Source organism: Marinobacter panjinensis, from assembly GCF_005298175.1.
GTDB lineage: Bacteria > Pseudomonadota > Gammaproteobacteria > Pseudomonadales > Oleiphilaceae > Marinobacter > Marinobacter panjinensis.
Window position 1 is genome coordinate 2673341 of the sequence record NZ_SZYH01000001.1, and the last position, 22580, is coordinate 2695920.

Sequence of the window (22580 nt, forward strand, 5' to 3'; positions counted from 1 at the left end):
CGGAGGACGCACCAACAATGAAAATCGGTATCCCCAGGGAAATTTTCAAGGATGAACGGCGTGTGGCGGCTACGCCTCCTTCCGTTCATAAACTCATTGGCCTTGGTTACGAGGTCGTTGTTGAAGGCGGCGCCGGCGAGGCTGCAAATTACTCGGATGCGGCTTACGAGAAAGTGGGCGCGTCAATAGCGGCCGATACCACCTCGCTGTGGCAGGAAGCGGACTTTATCCTTAAAGTTCGTGCCCCCATGGAAAATCCTGCCCTCGGCAAACACGAAGTGGATCTGATGAAGGACGGGGCCTTTCTGGTCAGCTATATCTGGCCGGCGCAGAACCCCGAGTTGCTGGAGAAACTGGCGGCAAAGAAGATTACGTCGTTCGCCATCGACAGCCTTCCCCGCATCAGCCGTGCCCAGAAGATGGATGCGCTCAGCGCCATGGCCAATATTGCCGGCTACCGGGCAGTAATTGAGGCGGCCAACAACTTCGGGCGTTTCTTTACCGGGCAGGTGACGGCGGCTGGCAAGGTACCGCCAGCCAAGGTCATGGTGATTGGTGCCGGGGTGGCGGGCCTGGCAGCCATTGGCGCTGCCAACAGCATGGGCGCCATCGTGCGGGCCTTTGATACCCGTCTGGAAGTAAAAGAACAGGTTGAAAGCATGGGCGCCGAATTCCTGGAGCTGGATTTCGGTGACGAGGAAGGCAGCGGTGGCGGCGGCTACGCCAAGCAGATGAGCGATGAGTTCATCAAGGCGGAAATGGCGCTGTTTGCGGAGCAGGCCGAGGAGGTGGACATCATCATCACCACCGCGCTGATTCCCGGCAAGCCAGCGCCGAAACTGATCACGGCTGACATGGTGAAATCCATGAAGCCTGGCAGTGTGATTGTCGACCTGGCGTCCGAGCGTGGCGGCAACTGTGAGCTTACCGAACCGGGCAAGGTGGCCCACCACCACGGCGTAACACTGATTGGCTACACCGACCTGCCCAGCCGTATGGCCAAGGTAGCCAGTGATCTCTACGCCACCAACCTGATGCACTTGCTCACTGAACTGACCCCAGAGAAAGACGGGCAGCCACTGGTCAACATGGAAGACGATGTCATCCGTGGCCTGACCGTTGTGCGGGAGAGCGACGTTACCTGGCCACCACCCCAGCCGGAAGCGCCGGTGAGCCCCAAACCGGCACCCGGTACAGAGGAACCGTCGGCGGCAGACAAGGCCGCTGCGAAGAAAGACGCCGACCGCCGCAGCCTGATTGGCAAGGGTGCACTGCTGATCGTGACAGCACTGGCACTCTACGGCGTCGGTGCCCACGCACCGGAAAGCTTCCTGCAACACTTTACGGTATTTGTGCTGGCCTGCTTTATCGGCTGGCAGGTGATCTGGAACGTAACGCCTTCCCTGCACACCCCTCTGATGAGCGTGACCAATGCCATCAGCGGCATCATCGTGATCGGTGCCATTTTACACCTGGCCCAGGCGGAGAACCTTGCCGTCGGCATCATGGCCTTTGTCGCGGTGCTGATTGCCAGCATCAACGTGGGGGGCGGCTTCCGGGTCACCCATCGTATGCTCAAAATGTTCCGCAGGTAGGAGACGCCCGATATGAGTACAGGACTGGTGAGCGTGGCCTACGTGGTCGCAAGTATCTGCTTTATTCTCAGCCTGGGTGGCCTCAGCCACCAGGAGTCGGCGCGGCGCGGCAACCTCTATGGCGTGGCCGGCATCATCATCGCGGTGGGGGCGACCCTTGCCAGCGTGGACGGCGGCGTCACTGCTATTGTGATTGCGGTGCTTCTCGGCGCCGGCATCGGCATTCCCATCGCCAACAAGGTGGAAATGACCCAGATGCCGCAACTGGTCGCCCTGCTCCACAGCTTTGTGGGCCTGGCGGCGGTGTTGGTTGGCTTCTCCGGCTACATCGAACCACTGATTGCAACTGCCGGAGCGGAACACACCATCAAACTGGTGGAAGTGTTTGTAGGCATCTTTATCGGTGCGGTGACCTTTACCGGGTCGCTGGTGGCCTGCGGCAAACTGGACGGACGCATCGACAGCAAGGCCCTGACCCTGCCCGGCCGGCACCTGATGAACCTGGTGGCGATCATTGCCTGTGTATTCCTGGGTGCCTGGTTCCTGGGCACCGACAGCATGGCGCTGGGCATCATTGCCCTCGTGCTGATGACAGTCATTGCCTCGGTCCTCGGCGTTCACCTGATCATGGCGATCGGCGGCGCCGATATGCCGGTAGTGGTGTCGATGCTCAACAGCTATTCCGGGTGGGCTGCGGCCTCCATCGGGTTCATGCTGGGCAATGACCTGTTGATTGTCGTTGGTGCCCTGGTGGGCAGCAGCGGTGCCATCCTCAGTTACATCATGTGCAAAGCCATGAACCGGTCGTTCATCAGCGTCATTCTTGGCGGCTTTGGTCAGACAACCAGCAGCGCCAGTGCCACTGATTCCGACCAGACGGTGCACGAATCCAGCGTCGACGATGTGTGTGAAGAATTGCGCAATGCCGACTCGGTGATCATTGTCCCCGGTTACGGCATGGCAGTGGCCCAGGCCCAGAATGGCGTCAGTGATATGACGAAGATACTGCGGGAGCGGGGCGTGAACGTACGTTTCGGCATCCATCCGGTGGCCGGCCGCCTGCCCGGGCACATGAACGTACTGTTGGCAGAAGCCCACGTACCCTACGACATCGTGCTGGAAATGGACGAGATCAACGCCGACTTCCCGGAAACCGACGTGGTCCTGGTGATTGGTGCCAACGACACGGTGAACCCGGCTGCTGCCGAAGACCCCGGCAGCCCCATCGCCGGTATGCCGGTACTGGAGGTATGGAAGGCCAGGCAAGTGGTTGTCCTCAAGCGGGGCATGGCTACCGGTTATTCCGGTGTCGAAAACCCGCTGTTCTTCAAGGACAACACCCGCATGCTGTTTGGTGATGCCAAGGAGAGCATCGACAAGGTGGTGAGCGGGTTAAGGGATTGATGCTAGCGGGGCCTGATAGCTCAGGCCTCTTTTGCGAAGAACCGCTCGATCTGCCGGGCATGGCTCTGGCCATCCCGGTAGCCCAGTTCGATCAAATCACGACAGAAACGCTTGTCGAACAGCAGGAAACTGGCCAGGTTGGCGCTGGAAACCGGCGCCGAATCCGACGCGCCGGTAAGCCGGCGAAGCACCAGCGGCATCGCATCGATGTACTTCATCGCAAGGTCGTTGATGGGTTCGGACGGTGAAATTTCCAGGATATCCACCGGACTCAGGTCAAGCCCGGATTCCTTCAGCCGTTCCTCTGGTATCAGCTCCAGTAACTGGTTGATCACCCGCGAGCGGTCGATGTCGTAATCCAGCGTATCCAGGAACATGCCGTTGAACACCTGAGCCAGCACCTGGGTCAGCGTTGGCATGCCGGGCTTTTCCGGCCGTTTTGACGGGCACATGGCGTTGGCACTGACGCCAATGACCAGTACCTTGCGGGCCCCCAGACGCAATACCGGGCTGATGTGAGCCATCTGCCGGGTAACGCCGTCGCCAAAAAACTCACGGTTGATCTTTACCGGACTGAACAGCGTGGGAATCGCAGAGGACGCCATAATATGGTCTATCGTCAGCTCTGTGCGGGCACCGCCACGCTGGCCCACTGACCAGCCCTCAAGCCCGTCAGCACCCTCGAAGAAACAGATATTCTGGCCAGAGGCATAACCGCAGGCATTGAGACCCACAGCGTCGATATGGCCTTCCCGGATGGTGTTGCGGATGCTTTGAAAGTCAATTTCCAGCTCAAGCATCTGTCGCAACGGCGCGTTATCCAGGAATGACACTGGCCCACCCCCGACCGGTTGGCTGATCATTTTGCGGGCAACGTTGCTGAAGCTGCGCATCAGGCTGATGGTATCGGCCCGGAAAACCCGGTCCATGGTCAATTCCGACCACATCTTTTCCAGGTGATCGATGTTGTGGCGAAAGAGCCCGCGATTACCCGCCAGTGCCATGGCATTAATGGCACCGGCGGACGTACCGATAATGACACTGAACGGGTAACTCCAGTCCGGATACATATCGGCGATGGCCCGCAGTACACCGACCTGATAGGCCGCCCGCGCGCCACCGCCGGTCAGTACCACACCGGCTTTGCTCATGATGTTGCCCCGTCCGTAGGCCTGCTGTCAGTCACGCCTGCCTGGTCCGCCTGCGCTTTCTGGCAAACGGATTATTGAAGCTGGAGTCATGCCCCTGCAATCTGGCTTCGGGGTGATTCTTTGTCATCAGCTCCTTGACCTTGGGAATATGCTCCTTCGGCGCATCCACCATGATCAGGTACTTACCTGCTTCTATGTCCTGGTGAAACGGCTCGATACGGTAGTTTTCATTCTGTATACCGCCAAAACCACCGACCCAGCCTCCTGCAACAACGACAAAGATGAACAGGGCAATCCAGGCAGCAGCCGGCATTTGCAGCACATCCAGCAGTGCCATCGGAACCAGAAAAGCGAGCGCCAGTACAAAACCGGCTATGGCACCGCGCTCCACATATCTGGGCAGATCCGTGCGGTCCAGGATGGACGCTGTGTGTAGCTGGTGGGTATACAGGCCGGCCTCGTCCTTGCTGACAATGTGGAAACGCCAGTCGGTGACACCATGCTCATGAAGGTCGTCGGAAATTTCCTTTGCACTGTCAATCGAAGATACCAGATAGAATAAACGTATCATGGTCTTGCTCCTTCTCCGCCAATCAATAAGGCGTTCTTCTTATGACAATCTAGTTCAAAATCTCCGGTTTTACGTAATCTGGATCAGCATGACCGGGCCCGCGAGTGCAATTCCCCAGGCAAACAGGGCAATAAATCCATCCTTCGAAATCATCGCGAGACCAAAAGTCATCAGTGCCAGGCCGGCAATACTGGCACTAAACGGAACAATCTCGGTTGCTGGCAAAGCCACCGAAATGAACATGCAGGCCAGCGCCATCACATACAGCCCGAGCCCCCTGACCAACGGGGTCAAGCGCGGGCGAATCAAGCGGTCAATGCGCCGGGCAGGCGGGCGCAGCAGTTCCAGCCCCTGCACAAGTTTCTTGCGGGGAATTTCCCGCTGCGCCAGCCAACCGGGCAGCCAGAAGTGCTTTCGCCCCATCAGAACCTGGCTCAGGGTCAACAGGGTAAGCAGCCCCATCAGCGTCGGCATCCCCGGCATTCCGCTCAGCGGTGTTACCAGAATCAGCCCCACCAGGAGCACCACCGGGCCAAAACTTCTGCGACCCACCGAGTCCATCATTTCTCCGATGGAAACGTGAGACCGGTTGGCCGCTCCGGCTTCTATCCGGTCCAGTAGCTCCTCGATATCAGCAGGATCGCCGTGAGAGTCCATGGCCACTGTCTCCGGATAGTCCAGCATTTACTCGGTGGTGTTATACACGTAGGAAGACACGGTTCCATCCTGATTGAAGCGTACCACCAGGTCCGTGGTTTCAGCATCACCAAAGGCGGACCAGCGGTATTTGCCATAAGTCCAGGTGCGCTTGCCGTCTTCAACACCCGTGCGCCAGGGTTCGCCGAACATCTCCTGAATCTCCGAACGGGTGGTTTCCCCGATTTCAATCTGGTCCACGTTGTGGGTGGCGAAGTCCTGGCCCACTGTGGCGCACCCGGCAAGGGCTAACGACAAGGCAAGCAGGACGATGGCAGAAAATGATGTAACAGACTTCATGATGTATCCCTTCTGTTGTTAATCAGTACATCAATCATACGGGTTTTGGCCGAACGATAAATTACAGCACGGACAGACAAAAAAAGCCCCGGCGGTTGGCCGGGGCTCATCGTCAACGCATGGTGTATTCAGTAAAGCTTCGCCAGCGACTTCTTTGCAAAGGGCGCCACCTCACCGATGCGGCCTTCCTTTAATTTCACCAGCCATTCCGGGTCCTGCAGCAGGGCGCGGCCCACGGCGATGAGCTCGAACTCGTTGTTGTTCATACGATCAACCAGTTCGTCGATGCCGGACTGCTCCACCGCTTCCTTCTTGCTGGCAAAGGTGCCGCTGATGAAGTCTTCGGTCAGTCCCACGCTGCCCACTGACATGGTCGGCTTACCGGACAGTTTCTGGGTCCAGCCCGCCAGGTTCAGGTTGGAACCTTCAAATTCCGGCTCCCAGAAACGGCGTGTCGAGGCGTGGAAAATATCAACGCCGGCTTCAACCAATGGCTTCAGAAACTGCTCGAGCTCTTCCGGGCTATTCACCAACTTCGCGTCATAGTCCTGCTGCTTCCACTGGGAAAAACGCAGCATGATCGGAAAATCCGGGCCCACGCGGTAGCGTACGGCTTCGATGATTTCCACCACAAAGCGCAGACGGTTTTCCATGCTGCCACCGTACTCATCGTCACGCTGGTTAGTGCCTTCCCACAGAAACTGGTCCAACAGGTAGCCGTGGGCGCCGTGAATCTCCACGCCATCGAATCCCAACGCCTTGGCATCCTGAGCGGCGTCGGCGAAGGCATTGATAACATCGTCAATATCTTCCTTGCTCATGGCCTTGCCATTGGGCTTACCCGGCGCGAAAAGACCGGAAGGGCTGTAGCCGGGCACTGTCGGGTCCGGCTCGGTTCCTTCCTTTCGTACCGCGCCTACATGCCACAGCTGGGGGAAGATAGCGCCACCGGCTTCGTGAACCGCGTCCGCCACGTCCTTCCAGCCGGAAAGTGCTGTGTCACCGTGGAAAAACGGCACGTTCGGGTAACCATTGGCGCCGGGATGATTCACCGTGGTGCCCTCGGTAATCAGCAGCCCGACCCCGCCTTCCGCGCGGCGGCGGTAATAGTCCACCACCTCCTGGTTCGGCGCATTGCCCGGCGAGAAGTTGCGGGTCATCGGAGCCATGGCAACGCGGTTGCGCAGGGTCAGGTTATGGATTTCGAAAGGCTCAAACAGGGGACCAAGGTTCATGCTCATGATAGATCGCAACCTCACTAATCTGGTTTCTTTAAGCAACCTTATTCAATCTGGTTTTAAAATGCAACCCTATTAGGTACACTGCCAGACATGGCCAGAAAACGTTTTGATGATTCCAGTTGCTCCGTCGCCCGTGCCCTGAATGAAGTAGGGGACTGGTGGTCACTGCTCGTGGTGCTGCACGCCATGTATGGCACGCGCCGCTTTGTGGACTTCCAGCAGGAACTGGGCATCGCCCGCAATATTCTTTGCGACCGTCTGGCACGGCTGGTGGACAACGAGGTGCTCAAAAAGGTGGAAGTGGGCGAGCATGGCTCACGCTTCGAGTACCGCCTGACCGAGAAAGGCCGTGACCTCTTTCCCATCGTGATTGCCCTGCGCCAGTGGGGCGACAAGTGGAACCCGGCGCCGGACCAGGCACCTCTGGACCTGCGGGATCGTGACACCGGGCGAACCATTCGCCAGGTGGAAGTTCAGGATGCCGACGGTCACCCGCTTACGGTTCGTGATGTGTTTGTGCCGGAAAGCAGAAAGAAAGTCGGCTGACAAGCCGTGGAACTACCCCCTTCTTTCAATTTCTTGAGTTGAATCAATCTCCCGGTGAACTCGGCCTGCCGGGCCCATCGCACTTGCGCTAAATCAAGTTTCGAGTCTCCGCAGTCATTAACCTGTAGTCATCGATTATTCAGGTTCAAGGAGATGACAATGTCCCGTACTTTCACCCTCAGCGTTCTGGCTGCAGGTATCCTGGCTGCTGCCCCTTTTGCGCAAGCCTATGAAGCCGGTGATTTCATGTTGCGTGTCGGGCCCGCACATGTCGCCCCGGATGATTCCAGTAGCGACCTGGCGTTCTCGGGCAGAGGCCCGCTGGCCGGTCAGAATCTGGCGCTGCCCGGCACGGGTGTGGCTGTCGATTCCAACACCCAGTTTGGGATCACCGCTACCTATATGATCACATCCAACATTGGCGTTGGTATTCTGGCGGCTACTCCGTTCAAACATGATATCAACGGAGCTGACAGCCTGAGCGGCTTTGGCAAGTTCGCCGAAACCAAACACCTGCCGCCAACGCTGACTCTCCAGTACTACCCCATGGAAAGTGCATCCCGCTTCCAGCCCTATGCAGGCCTGGGCGTCAACTACACGACGTTCTTTGAGGAAAAGACCACCGGCCGGCTGAATGCCGTTATTGATTCCGTCGCACAGGCAAATTTCGGCACCGATCCGGGCACTGTTGATGGCTCGAAACTGGATCTGGATGACAGTGTGGGCGTGGCCCTGGAGTTGGGCGCGGACTACATGTTGAGCGAGAATTTTGGTCTGAATGCGGCTGTCTGGTGGATTGATCTTGATACCGACGCCACCATTACGGCGCTGTCCGGTAATACCGAAGTGGGGGAAATCACCACGGACGTGGATATCGATCCGCTGGTTTATATGGTGGGTTTCACCTTAAAGTTCTAATTTACACACCCGCCGGAAACCTCACGATCTGAGGGTTTCCGGAAGGTACGTCCTCCAGTGCGGGGCCTGCGGGCCCCGCTTTTTTATGGAGAAAACCGAATCAGGCAGTTTCGCGCTGGGGCGAGCGCCTTGCCTGGCCACCGCTGCCATTCTGGCTACGGCCACCACTGCGACCGCCTGGCTTGCCGCCAAAGCTGCGACCATTGCCCGCTGGTTTACCGTTGCCACCACCGTTACCGGTGCGACCACGGGCGCGGCTGGGATCCGGCTTACCCTTGGGTTTCAGCGGCAGGTTGTTGGTCGGCTCAAAGCCTTCCACCGATTTACGCGGCAGCTGCTTCTTGAGCAGCCTTTCGATACCCGCCAGCATCGAACCCTCATCAGCACTGACCAGCGACAATGCGTGGCCGCTCTCACCAGCACGGCCGGTACGGCCAATACGGTGAACATAATCTTCCGGCACATTGGGCAGCTCGAAGTTGACTACCTGGGGCAACTGTTTGATGTCCAGGCCACGGGCCGCAATATCGGTTGCTACCAGAACGCGCACTTCGCCCTGCTTGAAGTCGGCCAGGGCACGGGTACGGGCACCCTGTGACTTGTTGCCGTGGATCGCAGCCGCGGTAATACCGTCGCGCTCCAGCTTCTGGGTCAGGCGATTGGCGCCATGCTTGGTGCGGGTAAACACCAGCACCTGCTCCCAGGCGTTATCACGCACCAGTTTGCTCAACAGGGCGGTTTTCTGGCTCTGGTCTACCGGGTAGACAGACTGAATGATGCTCTCGGCAGCCGTATTACGGGCCGCTACTTCCACCTGAACCGGGTTATCCAGCAAGCCCTCTGCCAGCGTACGGATTTCTTTGGAGAAGGTGGCTGAGAACAGCAAATTCTGACGCTTGGCCGGCAACAGCGCAAGAATCTTGCGGATGTCGCGAATAAAGCCCATGTCCAGCATGCGGTCGGCTTCGTCCAGAACCAGGATTTCCACTTCGTTGAAGCGAACAGCGTTTTGCTGGTACAGGTCCATCAGACGACCGGGTGTTGCCACCAGCACGTCCAGGCCCTTGCGCAGCTTCATCATCTGCGGATTGATTTTTACGCCACCGAAGACCACGGCGGATTTGGTGGGCATGTACTTGCTGTACAGGGCCACACTGTCGTGTACCTGGGCCGCCAGCTCGCGGGTGGGCGCCAGAATCAGTACGCGCGGGCCCTTGCCGGTGCGGGGGTTCTCAGCCAGGCGCTGCAACAACGGCAGGGTAAACCCTGCGGTTTTACCGGTGCCCGTCTGGGCGGCTGCCATTACGTCCCTGCCGGAAAGTACGGCGGGGATGGCCTTGGCCTGAATAGGAGACGGGGTTTCATAACCCTGGTCGGTAGTGGCACGGACCAGTTGCTCGGACAGACCGAGTGAAGAAAAACTCATATTGGATAACTCTTGATTAGTCTGCCTCCACGAACACCACTCTGGGCGAATGCGGGCAGATGCCATGAAGATTCATGGAATAAAAAACGACTACGGCCACACTCCGTTAACGGGGCGACGTCCTCTGACAGGTCGTATGGATGGTTCGCACGGGGCTTAATGCCTTGAACTGCGGAAATCCCTAGAGGCAGGATGGAAAGCACGGTAACAGAGGGTTCGGGAAATAGCCATAGGTGGTTTTGAGTAGGATGCTTTTTATTTTCAACGAAGGAAAGATGGAACTCCCATCCCTATTACGGGTCACTAGGCGCCGTACCCTAAACAAAACCCCCGATGACCGGAGAAGTCATGCTCAGTGTAGGCGTTGGTCCCTTCAGCCTTTCCATCGGACATCTGTTGCTGGTGCTGGCTTTTATCATTGCCCTGATTGTAGGGGCATTGGCCGGCCGCAAGGAAAACCTTCCGATATCCGGCGCCCTGGCTGATATTTTCCTCGCAGCCATGTTGGGCGCGCGGATCGGCTTTGTAGTCCGGTACCTTGAGCACTACCAGGACGACTGGCTGGGCATCATCGACATTCGCGATGGCGGCTTCGACGTGGTGTCTGGCCTGGCAGTGGCACTGGTGTTCACCGGCTACCTGCTCTGGCGGCGCACCAACATCCGACGCCCACTGGGGTTTGCCGTGGCCGCTGGCCTGATGACCTGGGGTTTCACCACCGGCGTGATTGCCATGATCGACAATCAGACCCAGGGTCTGCCCGACGTCGCCCTGACCGACCTGAACGAGCAACCGGTCAATCTGGACGCCCTTACCCGGGGGAAGCCCACGGTGGTCAACCTCTGGGCCACCTGGTGCCCGCCCTGCATTCGCGAAATGCCGGTGCTGGAGCAAGCCCAGGACCACTACCCCGGGATCAACTTTGTCTTTGCCAACCAGGGCGAGCCCCCCGAAACCATCAGCCAGTTTCTCAGCGAGCAAAACCTGACGCTCGACCATGTGCTCAGCGATCGGCAGGGTGACTTCGGCCGCGCCATCGGCAGTCAGGGCCTGCCAACCACCCTGTTCTATAACGCCAAGGGCAAGCTGGTAGACAGCCACATGGGTGAACTCTCCAAAGCCAGTCTGGCGCGGGGCCTTGAACGCTTCGACGCCAGCCATCTCGAACCATCACCGTCGAAGGAGACCGCATCACGATGACCCCACTGCAACGTTTAGTGCACGGCGCCCTGCTATCAACAGCTGTTATTACAACCAGTGTCCAGGCCGAGGAGAACCCACCGGCGATCCAGCAACTGGAGCAACAGGGTGTCGAGGTTCTAGAGAGTTTTGACGCCCCCGGTGGAATGACCGGCTATGTCGGAGAAATGCGGGGCCGTTCCCTGGCCTTCTATCTGACGCCCGATGGCGATCATGTGATCGTGGGCACAATGCTGGACAAGGACGGCAATAACCTGAGCGAGGCCAGCATCCAGGAACTTGTCGTGGGCCCGAAGTTCGAAAGCGCCTGGCCGGAACTGGAGGACAGCCACTGGGTACGGGACGGTGACAAAAACGCCGACACCGTCATTTACACCTTCACCGATCCCAATTGCCCCTATTGCTATCGCTTCCGCCAGCAGGCCGAGCCCTGGATCGAAGCCGGCAAGGTCCAGTTACGCCACATCATGGTGGGCATACTCAAAGAAGACAGCCTGACCAAAGCCGCCACCATTCTCGGCAGCGAGAACCCCGAAGCGGCAATGCATGAGCATCAGACGTCCTTCGAGCAGGGTGGTATAGAGGTGGACCGCAAGCGCGTGAGCGCGGCTCATCTGAAGGTAAAAGCCAACAACAGCCTGATGCAGGAAATGGGCTTACAGGCCACACCCAGCACCCTCTACCAGGGAAAGGATGGAAAAATCACCATGGTACAGGGCCTTCCCAATCCACAGGCACTCAAACGCATGATGGGCCCTCGCCCCTGATTCCACCGGATGATGTCCCGCCAACCAGTACGGCGGGACTCACTCCGTGGCAGCTTTGGCAAAGCCGGCAAGCGCTCCCTTCACTTTCTCGATAACCCCATCACAACCCTCAATGTTGTGGCGTTGCTTGAGGTACTCAGGGTCGTTATAGCCAAGCCAGACAACGCCCTCACTGTCTTCCCATATCAGCGCTTTCTGTGGCAAATCAATGGCCACACTCTGGGCGCACTGCATCAGCGGTGTGCCTACCTTCGGATTGCCGAAGATCACCACTTCCGTGGGTCGCAATTCCAGGCCAGCCTTGTCGGCTCCGGCAGTGTGGTTGATACGGTTCATCACCGTCATACCCTTTTCTTCAAGCACGGCCTCCAGCTTGTCGGCGGTGGCGTCGGCGCTGTGGTTGCTTTTAACGGTCACCATACCCTCTGCAGCCAACACCGAGAGGGGAAGTGCCAGCATGACAATGCCTGCCAGGCGCCTGAAGATGGAAAACATCGGTGTCTCCTCTTGTTTGAAACCGTGCCTACAGCATAGGCCAGTCTGCAATGCACTGCCCGCATCAGTTATGGACTATAGTGATACATACTGGTTAAAGGCCCGTAATGAAGAAGTGAATCCAGATTTAAGAGGTCCTTGATGACTCCGAAGCTTATTGGTGCGCTGATTCCTTTTTTGTTCGTTATCGCTGGTTGCAGCCAGGGTGACGCAAAACCCATGAACAACGACGAAGCAGCAGAAGCACTCGCACCGCCGGAAGAAACCGGAGTGCTGGAAGTTGCAACCCGCAATGGCTCCACCACTTACTATCTGGACCGTCATGAAAATCCTTCCGGCCCTGAATACAGCCTGATTACACGATTTGCACAGAGCAAGGGCTGGGAGGTCAACTGGACAATGCACGAGTCCACCTCGGCTGTGCTCGACGCATTGGAGTCAGGAAACACCCACATTGCCGCAGCCGGGCTGACCCACCTGCCCTCCAGAACCGAGAACTTCGTTCGCGGCCCGGCCCATACTGAAATAATCGAGCAACTGGTCTGCCACCGGGACATGCGGCCCATGCCACGCACCCCCGATGCCATGGCTGGTGTCGGCATTACCGTCACCGCGGAGGCCAGTTACGTGGAAACACTGGACCGGCTAGCCAGTGAGCATGAGGGAATTGAGTTCAGTGAGGACAAAAACCGGACGACAGAGATCCTGCTGGCTGCAGTAGCCGAACAGTCCATTGACTGTACGGTGGCCGACTCGAACATTGTCCAGGTAATGCGCCGCCACTTCCCACACCTGGAAGTGGCGATGAACCTGAACACCGGAAACAATCTCGGGTGGTATCTTCCGGCTGGTTCTGAAAGTCTGGCCGGCACTGCCCGCGAGTGGATGAACAGCACCGCCGGCGATGAGGCCATCGGCTACATGGAAAGCCGGTACTACGCTTACATCGGTGAATTTGACTTCGTCGACCTGAGAGCACTGAACCGCCGCATTGATGACCGGTTGCCGAACTTCATCAAGCGATTTACTGACGCCGAAGCCAACACTGGCATGCCCGCTGATCTCCTGGCGGCGCTCTCTTACCAGGAATCCCACTGGGACCCGGCAGCGGTGTCACCCACTGGCGTACGCGGCATCATGATGCTCACCCGGAACACGGCAGAATCCCTGGGCGTCACCAATCGCCTGGACCCGGCGGCCGCCATTGATGGCGGAGCACGCTACCTGGCCGATCGCCATCGCCGGTTACCAGACACCATTCCCGAGCCGGACCGCACCTTCCTGGCACTGGCGAGCTACAACATCGGCCGCGGCCACCTGCTGGACGCCCGCCAACTGGCGCGGGAACTGGGCAAGAACCCCGATTCCTGGGACGACATGAAGGAAGTTCTGCCGCTGAAAGCCGACAAGCGCTACTACCCGAGCACCCGTTACGGTTATGCTCGCGGCTATGAGCCGGTGCACTATGTGCAACGCATCCGTAACTACCGGGATGTGATCAGCGCGTCTTTTGAGTAACCGTTGCCTCAGTAGACCTTTTCTGCGCCTTCGGGACGGGTCTTGAAGCGTTTATGCAACCACAGATACTGGTCTGGCTGTTCGCGAATGGTGTCTTCAATGTAGCGACTCCAGGCCTCGGTGTCGCTCTGTTTGTCCGTGCCAAACGCCTCCTGGATCGCTGAAAAGATGACCCGATAGCGCCCGTCCGGCATCCGCAGATGGCTTACACAGATAACCGACGCACCGGATACCCTGGCAATATAGCTCGGAGAGGTAATACACCCGGCCTCAGTGCCGAAGAACGGCACGAAAAGCTCGGTCTTCTTGCCGAAATCCTGGTCGCAGGCAAACCAGACTTCGCCGCCTTTTTTCAGGAACGACACAAGCGGTCGCAACTCACGCTTGGTGAAAGGCCGGATATCGAAATGGCGCTGACGGCCGTTTTCGATCATGCGGTCAATCACCGGGTTGTTGTTTGGGCGGTACATATACCCCGGTTTTTTCAGGTGACAGGCGATCAACGGCAACGCAAAATCGAAAATGCTGTAGTGCCCGCCAATCAGCAGCACCCCTTTGCCCCTGGCCTGAGCTTCCCTCAGGTGCTCCAGGCCATGGACTTCAGCGTCTTCACAATACTCCGACATATCCCGCCACCAGGCGTGGATGCTCTCCAGAAAACCACGGGTGCAGGCAACGAAATTGTCCTGCACCAGCTGTTCGCGGGCCGCGTCATCAAGCTCGGGAAAGCAGGTGGCGATGTTGGTGTTGGCCACTCTGGCCCGGGATTTCAGCTTGCCTTCCAGAAAACAGCCCAGCCGACGGCCGAGGCGCTGTTTGGCCGTCATCGGTACCAGGGAAAGCAGATACAGCGTGAATACCAGAAGCCATGAGGGCCAGAATGCAGGGTGCCACAAGGGCCTTTTGCTCTTGGTCTTACTGCTGGACATACATCGTTGCCTGTTCGAATACGAGCAACGAGCCTGCCATAGAAAGCGGGCAAAGTGTACTTCCAAATGTGACCGAGCGTCGCTAGCCCGGGCCTCAGGAACCAAACAGGGCGGATTTCAGCGGCCGCAGCAAACCGCTCCGGGGCGCTGTGTTTTCCACTGGACGAATACCATCGAATTCCAGGTAACCGTCTTCAATCGGACCAAACCTCAGGGTTTTTACGTCTGCCACATAGTCCTGGGTAACCTTCCAGGGCCCATGGGAACCCTGACGTGGCAAGCGATCATCCGCACGGCGAATGTACCCTGAATCCAGCCCGCCCATCACTGTGCCTTCGCCACGGCTGTCGCCGGTATCCCTGGCCACACAGACGCGATTGCCATGGGCATCCATGTAGTTCAACAGCCGACACAGGTATTCCGCGGCAATATCCACCTTCAGGGTCCAGGAAATATTGGTGTAACCGAAAATCATGCCAGCGTTGGGCACGCCCTCTACCATCACATTCTTGTAGATAATCTTGTCCCGCAAAACCACAGGCTGACCATCAACCACCAGATCCATGCCCCCCAGCATCTGGATATCCAGCCCCGTGGCCGGAATGATGATATCGGCCGCCAGTTCCTCGCCGGATTTCAGGCGGATACCCTGCTCTGTAAAGCTCTCAATATGATCCGTCACCACCGACGCCTTACCAGAGCGGATAGCCCCGAACAGATCACCATCCTTGACCACGCACAGCCGCTGGTCCCAGGGATTGTAGCTGGGCGAAAAGTGACTCATATCAGCCTTGCCATCCAGTTGCCGACGCACCAGGCCCAGCATCAGCCGCCGCATGATTCCCGGATTCTTGCGGGAGCGGTTATAAAGAATACGGGCAACCGCCACATTCCGCGCCCGGGTCAGGCGATAGGCGGATTTCGCAGGCAGCATTCGCTGGAAGAACATCGCCAACTTGTCGTTTGACGGCAGCGGCATCAGATAGGAGGGCGAGCGCTGCAGCATGGTGACGTGTTCGGCTTCTTCCGCCATGGTGGGTACCAGGGTTATGGCCGTGGCGCCGCTGCCAATAACCACCACGCGCTTACCGGCGTAATCCAGGTGCTCCGGCCAGTGCTGGGGATGCACAATCTGGCCCTTGAAACTGTCCTCACCAGGGAAGTCCGGCTTGTAACCGGCGTCATAGTTGTAATAACCCGTGCAGCCAATCATGAAACTGGCGGTGAAGGTGAGTATTTCACCGGTGGCCTCTTCCACCGCCGTCAGTGTCCAGCACTTGTCAGTGCCGGACCATTGCGCGCGTGTCACCGCCACCCCGTACCGAATATGTTTTTCGATGTCGTTTTCCGCAGCGGTGTCACTCACGTACCGCTTGATGGATGGGCCATCCGCGAGAACCTTACCACTGGTCCAGGGGCGGAAATTATAGCCAAAGGTGTACATGTCTGAATCGGAACGGATGCCAGGATAACGGAAAAGGTCCCAGGTACCGCCCAGGGATTCCCGGCGCTCAAGAATGGTGAAAGACTTGCCCGGACATTCCCGCTTGAGGTGACAGGCCATACCAATGCCGGATACACCGGCCCCGATGATCAGTACGTCTACATGCTGCTTACTCATAGCCACCCTTGCCCCGACTGTTGTTGTTTTTATCAATATTTCAACGTGGTGGCCCACGCCAACCGTTTGAGGATAGCCCAGGAAAACAAAAGGGGAAATTGGCCCGATGCAGGGAATCCGGCGCCGTTTCGGTCAGTGTGAGCGCTCGGTTATATGAAACTTAAAGTTCCACACCATAGTGGCGCAGAGCAACCACCATTAACCAGTAGCAGATCGCGGTGATGCCAATGGACATGGCAAGGCTGAGGTAGAAATTGACCCCATGTGTCAGCAGGACCGGCAGCGCAACAAACAGTGCCAGTGATGGCAGAACCAGCCAGAACACGCTGCCTGCAAGCTCGCTGACTTTGCCAATGTCTCCGGTATCTATGTAGAGCCAGAGCATCGCCAGAACTGAGGTCAGTGGCACTGACGCCAGCACCGCCCCGATAAAGGAGCTGCGTTTGGAGATTTCGGAAATCAGGACAACCAGGACAGCGGTAACGGCGACTTTTGTAATGTAATAAGTCAATTGTCTCTACCTCTTGCCGTGGTAGTTCCTCAAAGATCCGAACTCACATGAACTCTGCTCGTTCATCAAGACATTCATCGGAACCCATTTCAAATTCCCGACAGATCCAGGGGCGATTCTCATAAATTGTACACATGAAGGTATCCCGATCGATCGCCGAGCACCAGCCATCCGCCAACCGCAACATGGTTTCACCGCCCCATTCATCGACAGCAATATGTCGCTCTGGAACGCCGGTGTCAGAAATTATCATGACTTCCAGACGGCAGCAGCAAGCCTGACAATTTGAGCAAGAGATTTCTGGGTCAGTAATATTTTTAACGGGAATAGTCATGGATCTGTACTGCCAGCTGAAGGCAGGTTGCCTCCCAGCATGTTTTCAACCACTGCCGCATTATAGAAGGCTTCAACTTTCTGTATCTTGTCGTTCTGGACACGAAACCAGACGGCAAGCCGTACATCTCCGATCGGTTCATAGTTGGTCAGGTAATCCAGAATTGCGAACACGTGCTCACCTTCGGCGCTGAGCTGACGGAGGACCAGGTCTTTCTGAATGGCAACCATACCGAACTGGTAAGACAGCATGTCATCCCGACTAAGGAAGCGCATATTCGGCCCTACATATTCAAACCCCTCAGCAACCAGCAAGGACTTTGCCTCATCAAAACGCTGGGCACTGATATCGGCGATGAACTGCGCCACGATGTCTTTTGGCTGCATTGATAGACTCCACTTCTACGATGGGGACGATTTGGATACCCGGATTCGCGTACATGCCATAAAAAAGTGGTGTACCGATCCCACTGATATACCAAATAGCAGGCTATGACAAATGAGTTTGTGGGAAATCCAGAATGGACTTGATCGCAATGTTATTGGCCAGGAGCACAACACCCTGACCCTTGCTGAATTGGCGGACACGGTACCGTGCCATAGGAACAAAAGACACAGCAGTCTCCCTGCTTCGGCTTCAGTAAACTACGACAAGATTCACACTCGTAAAAGTACTGGCAGGAGTCGGTAGGCATGGCTTCCGTTTTCTGATGGCCACAGTTTGGGCATTTGATTGTCGATTCCAGAACTATATCGACCATAACCATGCTCTCCTAAAAGGGTGAATTTTCGCCCAAACCAATTTGAATTAAGCCCGAAACAGGCATTGGCCAGGTCAATAACGCGTGGCTTTGCGGCGAGCCGGAGCGCAGCGTAGGTGCGTCCGACAACAGCCACTGGTTATGTGATTGTAGCTCAAGCTGGCAGTCCCTCGAACTTTGGCACCTCCCCTAACCCCTCATCCCAGGCAGCTTTGCTGGATGAGAAGATATGCGCAGTTGGCAACATAGTGATTTCAGTGTCCAAACACCCGGCGGGAACGACGAGCAAACCTGCGACCTGAGTGTTTGGCAATGCTGAACCACACAACTTACAAAAGCTTTTGTTATGACGAGTGCCGGGGAGCGTAAAGGAAGTCACAGCATCTGCACCCGACTGCCAGACCAATTTAGCTGAACTTGAGAATAGATTTGCCGAATGAGCCGAACCTGTATCCTTTTGGCAATGCTGACAATGGCACAGGTAAAAACTGTCGAAATCACCTTTTACCTCAAAACTCACGGTGCCGCAGAGACAAGAACCGAAATAATCAGTCATTAGAACTCCTTCCCTTGCCTGGTTAGGCTTCCTCATCCTTCCTTCGGACCAACCCAAAAGAGGGAGTTTCACCAGTTTCGCACCTGCTCATAGAAGCGTACCGACACTTCCAGATCACTGACGCCCAGCGTAATCATGCTGATCCTTGGCTTCATTCAGAATCCTCCTTTGAGGTATAACCCCAGCAGGCACCACGGAATCAATCGATGGGCGTCCCGGGGATGTTTTCCAGAAGCTCGGCATTTGTGGGGCACTTCTCAAGCAGCTCAACCAGCTTTTTGGTGCCCTCTAGCGGTTTGAGACCGCTAAGCGCCCGGCGCAACGCTCTTATTTTGTCTAAATCTTTCGGATCCAACAGCAGCTCTTCACGGCGTGTACTGCTTTTCGAAATGTCCAGCGCGGGGAAGATTCGCTGATTCGCAACGTCTCTTGATAAAACCAGCTCCATGTTCCCCGTGCCTTTAAATTCCTCAAAGATAACCTGGTCCATACGGCTGCCGGTATCCACCAAAACGGTTGCCAAAATGGTAAGCGAGCCGCCATTCTCAAGGTTTCGTGCAGAGCCAAACAACCTCCGCGGGATCTCCATCGCTCGAGCATCAACCCCGCCAGACATAGTCCGACCGCTGCTCTTTCGCTCCGCATTGTGCACACGCGCAAGCCTCGTGAGAGAATCAATCACAATCATGACGTTGTGACCCTCGCCCGCTTGTTGGCGAGCGATATCAAGAAGCTCATCGGCAACGCGAGCGTGATGAGCATAGCTTTCATCCGAAGAAGAAGCGTGTACCTCAGCCGGGACGCTACGCCTGAAATCAGTGACCTCTTCGGGTCGCTCATCTATCAATAACGCGTAAAGTTTAATGTCGGGATACGCCTTTCCCACCGCCTGGCAAATATCTTTTAAAATCGTCGACTTTCCAGACCCCGGCGGTGCAACTATCAAACCTCGCTGCCCCATTCCAATCGGCGTGATCAAGTCCATCGCGCGTACCGTGAGTTTTTCTGAACCTGACTCCAGGCGAATCCCCGGCGTTGGATTGATAGCCACACCGTTTAAAAAACGTTTTTGTGGATCAGCCTCATCTTCAACCATAGCTTCGGCTTCCTTAGCCACGGGTTTGGCGTCTTTATTTGGTTTCCGGGTTAAGCCTAATGTCATTCTCGTCATAGCTGTTTGATAGCTCTCGTTTGATAGATATTTTTTGAAATGGGCTGATAACGCCAAAAAACAGAAGCCCTAACAGATTGCTGAAGACCATTTTCGACAAAGCCAGCCCAAGGCAAAAAACCAGTGTGTACAAAATAAGTCCCGGTTTTTCGGTTTTTACGATGTAAGAAAAGAAACCTAAGCTGTCTAGCTTGTCGATATCGTGTGTCATTAACACTCTGCTCAGTGGCCCCAGCGAGCCCGATGTCCTCTGACATCGATATGCACAAATGGCCCGTGAGCTGAATTACTCCGATACAGCCCAAGACCTCCCCGGAACGGCTCGTAGAATGTTTGACCGTAGAGCTTCTCGACAAAATCGTAGAGCCATCGGGAGTCGCCTACATTGATTTTCCCGTCGCCGTTGAGGTCGTCCATCATGCCGTCCTTTGGCGAGTCATCAATGTAGATGTCGGCGGCACCGCCCCATACGTGGCGGCTGAATGGTACATTGCCAATCGCCGCGTTGTAGAAGGGGGTTCGATAACCACTCATGATCACAAATCCTTTAACGGGCTTACCACTGAGATTAAGCTCTTCAAGCAACAGCTCCAGCTTGAGAACCAGCCTCTCCCGCACAATCAGATATTTTGGGTAACCGGACGCCTGCTTACTGGGAAACTGGGCCAGCGTAAAGTGCGGTGAGAGCTGCGTTGATCCATTGTCCTCGGTCAATTTAATAAAGCCACGAGGCTTGGGGTAGAGCGCTGCCTTCTTACCGGTTGCTTGAGGGTAGTCGCCAATTCGGTAACCGTTCAGCCGGCCTTTGACCACGCGGGAGGCAGGCTGCATCACGAACAGATTCAGCTTCATCGTGTGGCCGTCAGCCGCACGCTCCAGCCGCAATGGATAGGTGCCTGGTAATGCCGGGAGTTTTACACCAAATGGTTTTCCAGCCGTCACTGTCTGAATGCTCTCACCGAAACGGTACTGGAATTTAGCACCACTCGTTGTATCCCGGATGGTGAGTTCCAGCGTTTCACCAGGCAGGCCAGACAGCGCAAACACCGAATAGGGAATCACCAACCCTTTCGCGGAAAGCTGAAAGTCGGCGCGACCGGTTTCGTAGGCGTTGACCTGAGTCACAGCCAGCGTCAGTCCGCCGAGCAGGATTATCGCAAAGCGCAGGTATGTTTTCAGAGGTCACTCCGGCTCATCTTTGGTGGTGGAAGCTGCAAAGCAGACTGCAAGCGGGCGTCACGGCCGTAAATATCGCGACGGAAATGCACTTGGCCATTTTCATCGACCCAGGCTGTCCAGTAAAGCAGATGGACCTGAACCGGGTTCTTCAACTTAACCGTTGTGATTTTCTTGCCAGCAATTTCCCGGTCAATTCGGCCACGATCCCAATTGGGAGTTCCTTCCAGTACCCAAGATGACAGCTCGAGCGGTTGCTCCAGTCGAATGCAGCCAGAACTGAAATCCCGCTTTGCTTTGGCAAACAGGTTTCGAGCGGGCGTGTCATGCAGGTACACCGCATGGACATTTGGAAACATCAGTTTGACGCGTCCAAGTGCATTGTTTTCGCCCGGCAACTGGCGAAAACGATAGGGCAAACTGCGCTCTGTCATGCTGCTCCACAGCACTGAGGATGGGTCCACCTGAATCTCATCGGCTCCCCAGCCTCTGAGCACCTGCATGTTCATTCTGGAAAGATAGCCCGGGTCAGCCTGAATCTGTTTCAACAGGTCTTTTCGGGCGATTGACGATGGCACTTCCCAGGTCGGGTTGAAAACAAGGTAAGTCATCTCACCCGAAAATACCGGCGTACGACGGTAGTCCCTCCCGACCACAACCGACTGCGACGCAACACGCTGGCCACCCTCCCAGGCTTCCAGTTCAAAACTGGCAATATTCACGCGAATGTGCCGCTCGCCCAGGGATTCTGGCAACCAGCGCCACCGTTCCATGTTCATGGCAATGGTCTGTGCTCGGGAAGCAGCCGACTGATTCAACTCCGCGAGCGTCTCCCGGCCCACGGCACCATCGACCTCCAGACCGTGCCGGCGCTGAAAGACCTTGACCGCCGACTCCAGCTCGGCATCGTAGACGGTGCCTACCTCCTCCGGCACAGGAATGCCTAGGCGGGTTCTGAGCAGCAGCACACGCGGGTCATCCATGCCCCGCTTGAGGGTGCCGCCAGCTGGAATTCCTGGCCAGCCGCCTGAAGCGGCAATGCGGCGGTAATCAGCCAGTGCCTGCTTGAGTGTCAGGTAACCGGGTTGTAAGGGTTGCAGGGCCGCCAGGCGGGCGGCAACTTTGCCATCCTCCGCCACCTTCGAGAGCAGAATTGTCAGGTCGGTATCGCGGTGACTGGACGACCATTCCGGGTCGATAGAGGTCGGATTGATGCGTCCCTTTAAGCTGTGAGCAGCAAAACTCAGGAACATATCGGAGAGGGCCAGTTCAAGATCGACCTGTTGGGATACCGTCATTACTTGGCTTTGGCCCGCCAACTGGGCGCTCACCGCGGCCAGATGATAGTCCTCCGGCCTCATGGCGTCCAAGGCTGCTTCGCCCACTGTATCCACGAGGCGATAAGCTTTGGGCAACGCGCCCTCGTCCGTTATCCAGATAGGCTTAAAAGCCCGAGACTCGTACTCCGACATCATCAATGCCCGATTGTACAGCGGCTCGGACAGAGCCATAGGCTCGCCTGGCGCTTCGAGTCTCTGCCGGATCAACTCCGAGGCAGTGGGGGCTGCGCTTAGCCCTGAAGCCAGAACGCAGAACATCAGCAGGCAGAAACTCCTGGCCAGGGCCCGGGATGTGAACTGTTTGCAAACAACCATCATATCATTCCGGTGTTAGTGAAAAGGATCGACGCTTTT

25 protein-coding genes are annotated in these 22580 nt (G+C 56.7%); 7 read left to right on the forward strand and 18 right to left on the reverse strand.

Going from position 1 to position 22580, the window contains the following annotated elements; all coding sequences use genetic code 11:
* Positions 1-17: 17 nt before the first annotated feature.
* Positions 18-1595: a Re/Si-specific NAD(P)(+) transhydrogenase subunit alpha gene (locus FDP08_RS12275; protein ID WP_137436429.1), complete on the forward strand. Its 1578-nt coding sequence runs from the start codon at positions 18-20 to the stop codon at positions 1593-1595.
* A gap of 12 nt (positions 1596-1607) precedes the next feature.
* Complete coding sequence (gene pntB / locus FDP08_RS12280; protein WP_137436430.1) at positions 1608-2999, forward strand: Re/Si-specific NAD(P)(+) transhydrogenase subunit beta; 1392 nt, start codon at positions 1608-1610, stop codon at positions 2997-2999.
* A 20-nt stretch (positions 3000-3019) separates the two neighbouring features.
* Here pntB and FDP08_RS12285 read toward each other — a convergent pair whose 3' ends face one another.
* From FDP08_RS12285 to FDP08_RS12305, 5 genes are all read right to left on the reverse strand, one after another.
* Positions 3020-4150: a patatin-like phospholipase family protein gene (locus tag FDP08_RS12285; protein ID WP_137436431.1), complete on the reverse strand. Its 1131-nt coding sequence runs from the start codon at positions 4148-4150 to the stop codon at positions 3020-3022.
* Between the two features lie 31 nt (positions 4151-4181).
* Positions 4182-4721 (reverse strand): hypothetical protein, encoded by a 540-nt coding sequence (locus FDP08_RS12290; RefSeq protein WP_137436432.1) that lies wholly within the window; start codon positions 4719-4721, stop codon positions 4182-4184.
* Between the two features lie 69 nt (positions 4722-4790).
* On the reverse strand, positions 4791-5378 hold the full coding sequence (locus FDP08_RS12295; protein ID WP_137436433.1) for an exopolysaccharide biosynthesis protein: 588 nt from the start codon (positions 5376-5378) through the stop codon (positions 4791-4793).
* A 27-nt stretch (positions 5379-5405) separates the two neighbouring features.
* Positions 5406-5717 (reverse strand): outer membrane protein assembly factor BamE domain-containing protein, encoded by a 312-nt coding sequence (gene bamE / locus FDP08_RS12300; protein WP_137436434.1) that lies wholly within the window; start codon positions 5715-5717, stop codon positions 5406-5408.
* Between the two features lie 128 nt (positions 5718-5845).
* Entirely contained in the window at positions 5846-6958 is a 1113-nt protein-coding gene (locus tag FDP08_RS12305) for an NADH:flavin oxidoreductase (RefSeq protein WP_137436435.1), read from the reverse strand.
* A 90-nt stretch (positions 6959-7048) separates the two neighbouring features.
* Here FDP08_RS12305 and FDP08_RS12310 point away from each other — a divergent pair, with 90 nt between their 5' ends.
* Together FDP08_RS12310 and FDP08_RS12315 are read left to right on the forward strand one after the other, a co-directional pair.
* Positions 7049-7504, forward strand: a complete 456-nt coding sequence (locus tag FDP08_RS12310; RefSeq protein WP_137436436.1) for a winged helix-turn-helix transcriptional regulator — start codon at positions 7049-7051, stop codon at positions 7502-7504.
* A gap of 159 nt (positions 7505-7663) precedes the next feature.
* Positions 7664-8422, forward strand: coding sequence for an OmpW/AlkL family protein (locus tag FDP08_RS12315; protein ID WP_137436437.1), 759 nt, complete (start codon positions 7664-7666; stop codon positions 8420-8422).
* Between the two features lie 100 nt (positions 8423-8522).
* Here the strand turns inward: FDP08_RS12315 and FDP08_RS12320 are convergent, their stop codons facing one another.
* A complete protein-coding gene (locus FDP08_RS12320) occupies positions 8523-9848 on the reverse strand; it encodes a DEAD/DEAH box helicase (RefSeq protein ID WP_137436438.1) in 1326 nt (441 codons plus the stop codon).
* Between the two features lie 348 nt (positions 9849-10196).
* Here FDP08_RS12320 and FDP08_RS12325 point away from each other — a divergent pair, with 348 nt between their 5' ends.
* On the forward strand, positions 10197-11048 hold the full coding sequence (locus FDP08_RS12325) for a TlpA disulfide reductase family protein (protein WP_137436439.1): 852 nt from the start codon (positions 10197-10199) through the stop codon (positions 11046-11048).
* The gene (dsbG, locus tag FDP08_RS12330) at positions 11045-11815 is read left to right on the forward strand and encodes a thiol:disulfide interchange protein DsbG (protein WP_137436440.1); all 771 of its coding nucleotides are present in this window, start codon (positions 11045-11047) and stop codon (positions 11813-11815) included. Before FDP08_RS12325 ends, dsbG begins: the two co-directional genes overlap by 4 nt.
* A gap of 39 nt (positions 11816-11854) precedes the next feature.
* Here the strand turns inward: dsbG and FDP08_RS12335 are convergent, their stop codons facing one another.
* The gene (locus FDP08_RS12335) at positions 11855-12310 is read right to left on the reverse strand and encodes a DUF302 domain-containing protein (protein ID WP_137436441.1); all 456 of its coding nucleotides are present in this window, start codon (positions 12308-12310) and stop codon (positions 11855-11857) included.
* A gap of 141 nt (positions 12311-12451) precedes the next feature.
* Here FDP08_RS12335 and mltF point away from each other — a divergent pair, with 141 nt between their 5' ends.
* Entirely contained in the window at positions 12452-13828 is a 1377-nt protein-coding gene (gene mltF, locus FDP08_RS12340) for a membrane-bound lytic murein transglycosylase MltF (protein WP_137436442.1), read from the forward strand.
* A gap of 8 nt (positions 13829-13836) precedes the next feature.
* Here mltF and FDP08_RS12345 read toward each other — a convergent pair whose 3' ends face one another.
* The 11 genes from FDP08_RS12345 to FDP08_RS12395 form a co-directional block, all read right to left on the reverse strand.
* Positions 13837-14757 carry a lysophospholipid acyltransferase family protein gene (locus FDP08_RS12345; protein ID WP_137436443.1) on the reverse strand — a complete coding sequence of 307 codons (921 nt, stop codon included), beginning with the start codon at positions 14755-14757 and terminating at the stop codon, positions 13837-13839.
* Between the two features lie 94 nt (positions 14758-14851).
* The gene (locus tag FDP08_RS12350; RefSeq protein WP_137436444.1) at positions 14852-16378 is read right to left on the reverse strand and encodes a flavin-containing monooxygenase; all 1527 of its coding nucleotides are present in this window, start codon (positions 16376-16378) and stop codon (positions 14852-14854) included.
* Between the two features lie 160 nt (positions 16379-16538).
* Positions 16539-16889 (reverse strand): DUF3147 family protein, encoded by a 351-nt coding sequence (locus tag FDP08_RS12355; RefSeq protein WP_137436445.1) that lies wholly within the window; start codon positions 16887-16889, stop codon positions 16539-16541.
* A gap of 43 nt (positions 16890-16932) precedes the next feature.
* Positions 16933-17223: a YkgJ family cysteine cluster protein gene (locus FDP08_RS12360; protein ID WP_137436446.1), complete on the reverse strand. Its 291-nt coding sequence runs from the start codon at positions 17221-17223 to the stop codon at positions 16933-16935.
* Positions 17220-17609, reverse strand: a complete 390-nt coding sequence (locus FDP08_RS12365; protein ID WP_137436447.1) for a nuclear transport factor 2-like protein — start codon at positions 17607-17609, stop codon at positions 17220-17222. Before FDP08_RS12365 ends, FDP08_RS12360 begins: the two co-directional genes overlap by 4 nt.
* 152 nt (positions 17610-17761) lie before the next feature.
* A complete protein-coding gene (locus tag FDP08_RS20495; protein ID WP_486624537.1) occupies positions 17762-17989 on the reverse strand; it encodes a GDCCVxC domain-containing (seleno)protein in 228 nt (75 codons plus the stop codon).
* 148 nt (positions 17990-18137) lie between these two features.
* A complete protein-coding gene (locus tag FDP08_RS12375; RefSeq protein WP_137436449.1) occupies positions 18138-18539 on the reverse strand; it encodes a GFA family protein in 402 nt (133 codons plus the stop codon).
* A 199-nt stretch (positions 18540-18738) separates the two neighbouring features.
* A complete protein-coding gene (gene rho, locus FDP08_RS12385) occupies positions 18739-19635 on the reverse strand; it encodes a transcription termination factor Rho (RefSeq protein ID WP_228263297.1) in 897 nt (298 codons plus the stop codon).
* 34 nt (positions 19636-19669) lie between these two features.
* Positions 19670-19921, reverse strand: a complete 252-nt coding sequence (locus FDP08_RS20325; protein ID WP_170978940.1) for a hypothetical protein — start codon at positions 19919-19921, stop codon at positions 19670-19672.
* Positions 19922-19932: 11 nt separating this feature from the next.
* Positions 19933-20835, reverse strand: coding sequence for a D-Ala-D-Ala carboxypeptidase family metallohydrolase (locus FDP08_RS12390; protein ID WP_137436451.1), 903 nt, complete (start codon positions 20833-20835; stop codon positions 19933-19935).
* Positions 20836-20885: 50 nt separating this feature from the next.
* Positions 20886-22544, reverse strand: a complete 1659-nt coding sequence (locus FDP08_RS12395) for a L,D-transpeptidase family protein (RefSeq protein WP_137436452.1) — start codon at positions 22542-22544, stop codon at positions 20886-20888.
* Positions 22545-22580: the final 36 nt, after the last annotated feature.

Bases quoted from the DNA above. Each gene is read 5' to 3' on its own strand.
- FDP08_RS12275 (WP_137436429.1), top strand. From the start codon at position 18: ATGAAAATCGGTATCCCCAGGGAAATTTTCAAGGATGAACGGCGTGTG.
- pntB (WP_137436430.1), top strand. From the start codon at position 1,608: ATGAGTACAGGACTGGTGAGCGTGGCCTACGTGGTCGCAAGTATCTGC.
- FDP08_RS12285 (WP_137436431.1), bottom strand. From the start codon at position 4,150: ATGAGCAAAGCCGGTGTGGTACTGACCGGCGGTGGCGCGCGGGCGGCC.
- FDP08_RS12290 (WP_137436432.1), bottom strand. From the start codon at position 4,721: ATGATACGTTTATTCTATCTGGTATCTTCGATTGACAGTGCAAAGGAA.
- FDP08_RS12295 (WP_137436433.1), bottom strand. From the start codon at position 5,378: ATGGACTCTCACGGCGATCCTGCTGATATCGAGGAGCTACTGGACCGG.
- bamE (WP_137436434.1), bottom strand. From the start codon at position 5,717: ATGAAGTCTGTTACATCATTTTCTGCCATCGTCCTGCTTGCCTTGTCG.
- FDP08_RS12305 (WP_137436435.1), bottom strand. From the start codon at position 6,958: ATGAGCATGAACCTTGGTCCCCTGTTTGAGCCTTTCGAAATCCATAAC.
- FDP08_RS12310 (WP_137436436.1), top strand. From the start codon at position 7,049: ATGGCCAGAAAACGTTTTGATGATTCCAGTTGCTCCGTCGCCCGTGCC.
- FDP08_RS12315 (WP_137436437.1), top strand. From the start codon at position 7,664: ATGTCCCGTACTTTCACCCTCAGCGTTCTGGCTGCAGGTATCCTGGCT.
- FDP08_RS12320 (WP_137436438.1), bottom strand. From the start codon at position 9,848: ATGAGTTTTTCTTCACTCGGTCTGTCCGAGCAACTGGTCCGTGCCACT.
- FDP08_RS12325 (WP_137436439.1), top strand. From the start codon at position 10,197: ATGCTCAGTGTAGGCGTTGGTCCCTTCAGCCTTTCCATCGGACATCTG.
- dsbG (WP_137436440.1), top strand. From the start codon at position 11,045: ATGACCCCACTGCAACGTTTAGTGCACGGCGCCCTGCTATCAACAGCT.
- FDP08_RS12335 (WP_137436441.1), bottom strand. From the start codon at position 12,310: ATGTTTTCCATCTTCAGGCGCCTGGCAGGCATTGTCATGCTGGCACTT.
- mltF (WP_137436442.1), top strand. From the start codon at position 12,452: ATGACTCCGAAGCTTATTGGTGCGCTGATTCCTTTTTTGTTCGTTATC.
- FDP08_RS12345 (WP_137436443.1), bottom strand. From the start codon at position 14,757: ATGTCCAGCAGTAAGACCAAGAGCAAAAGGCCCTTGTGGCACCCTGCA.
- FDP08_RS12350 (WP_137436444.1), bottom strand. From the start codon at position 16,378: ATGAGTAAGCAGCATGTAGACGTACTGATCATCGGGGCCGGTGTATCC.
- FDP08_RS12360 (WP_137436446.1), bottom strand. From the start codon at position 17,223: ATGACTATTCCCGTTAAAAATATTACTGACCCAGAAATCTCTTGCTCA.
- FDP08_RS12365 (WP_137436447.1), bottom strand. From the start codon at position 17,609: ATGCAGCCAAAAGACATCGTGGCGCAGTTCATCGCCGATATCAGTGCC.
- FDP08_RS20495 (WP_486624537.1), bottom strand. From the start codon at position 17,989: ATGGTTATGGTCGATATAGTTCTGGAATCGACAATCAAATGCCCAAAC.
- FDP08_RS12375 (WP_137436449.1), bottom strand. From the start codon at position 18,539: ATGACTGATTATTTCGGTTCTTGTCTCTGCGGCACCGTGAGTTTTGAG.
- rho (WP_228263297.1), bottom strand. From the start codon at position 19,635: ATGGTTGAAGATGAGGCTGATCCACAAAAACGTTTTTTAAACGGTGTG.
- FDP08_RS20325 (WP_170978940.1), bottom strand. From the start codon at position 19,921: ATGACACACGATATCGACAAGCTAGACAGCTTAGGTTTCTTTTCTTAC.
- FDP08_RS12395 (WP_137436452.1), bottom strand. From the start codon at position 22,544: ATGATGGTTGTTTGCAAACAGTTCACATCCCGGGCCCTGGCCAGGAGT.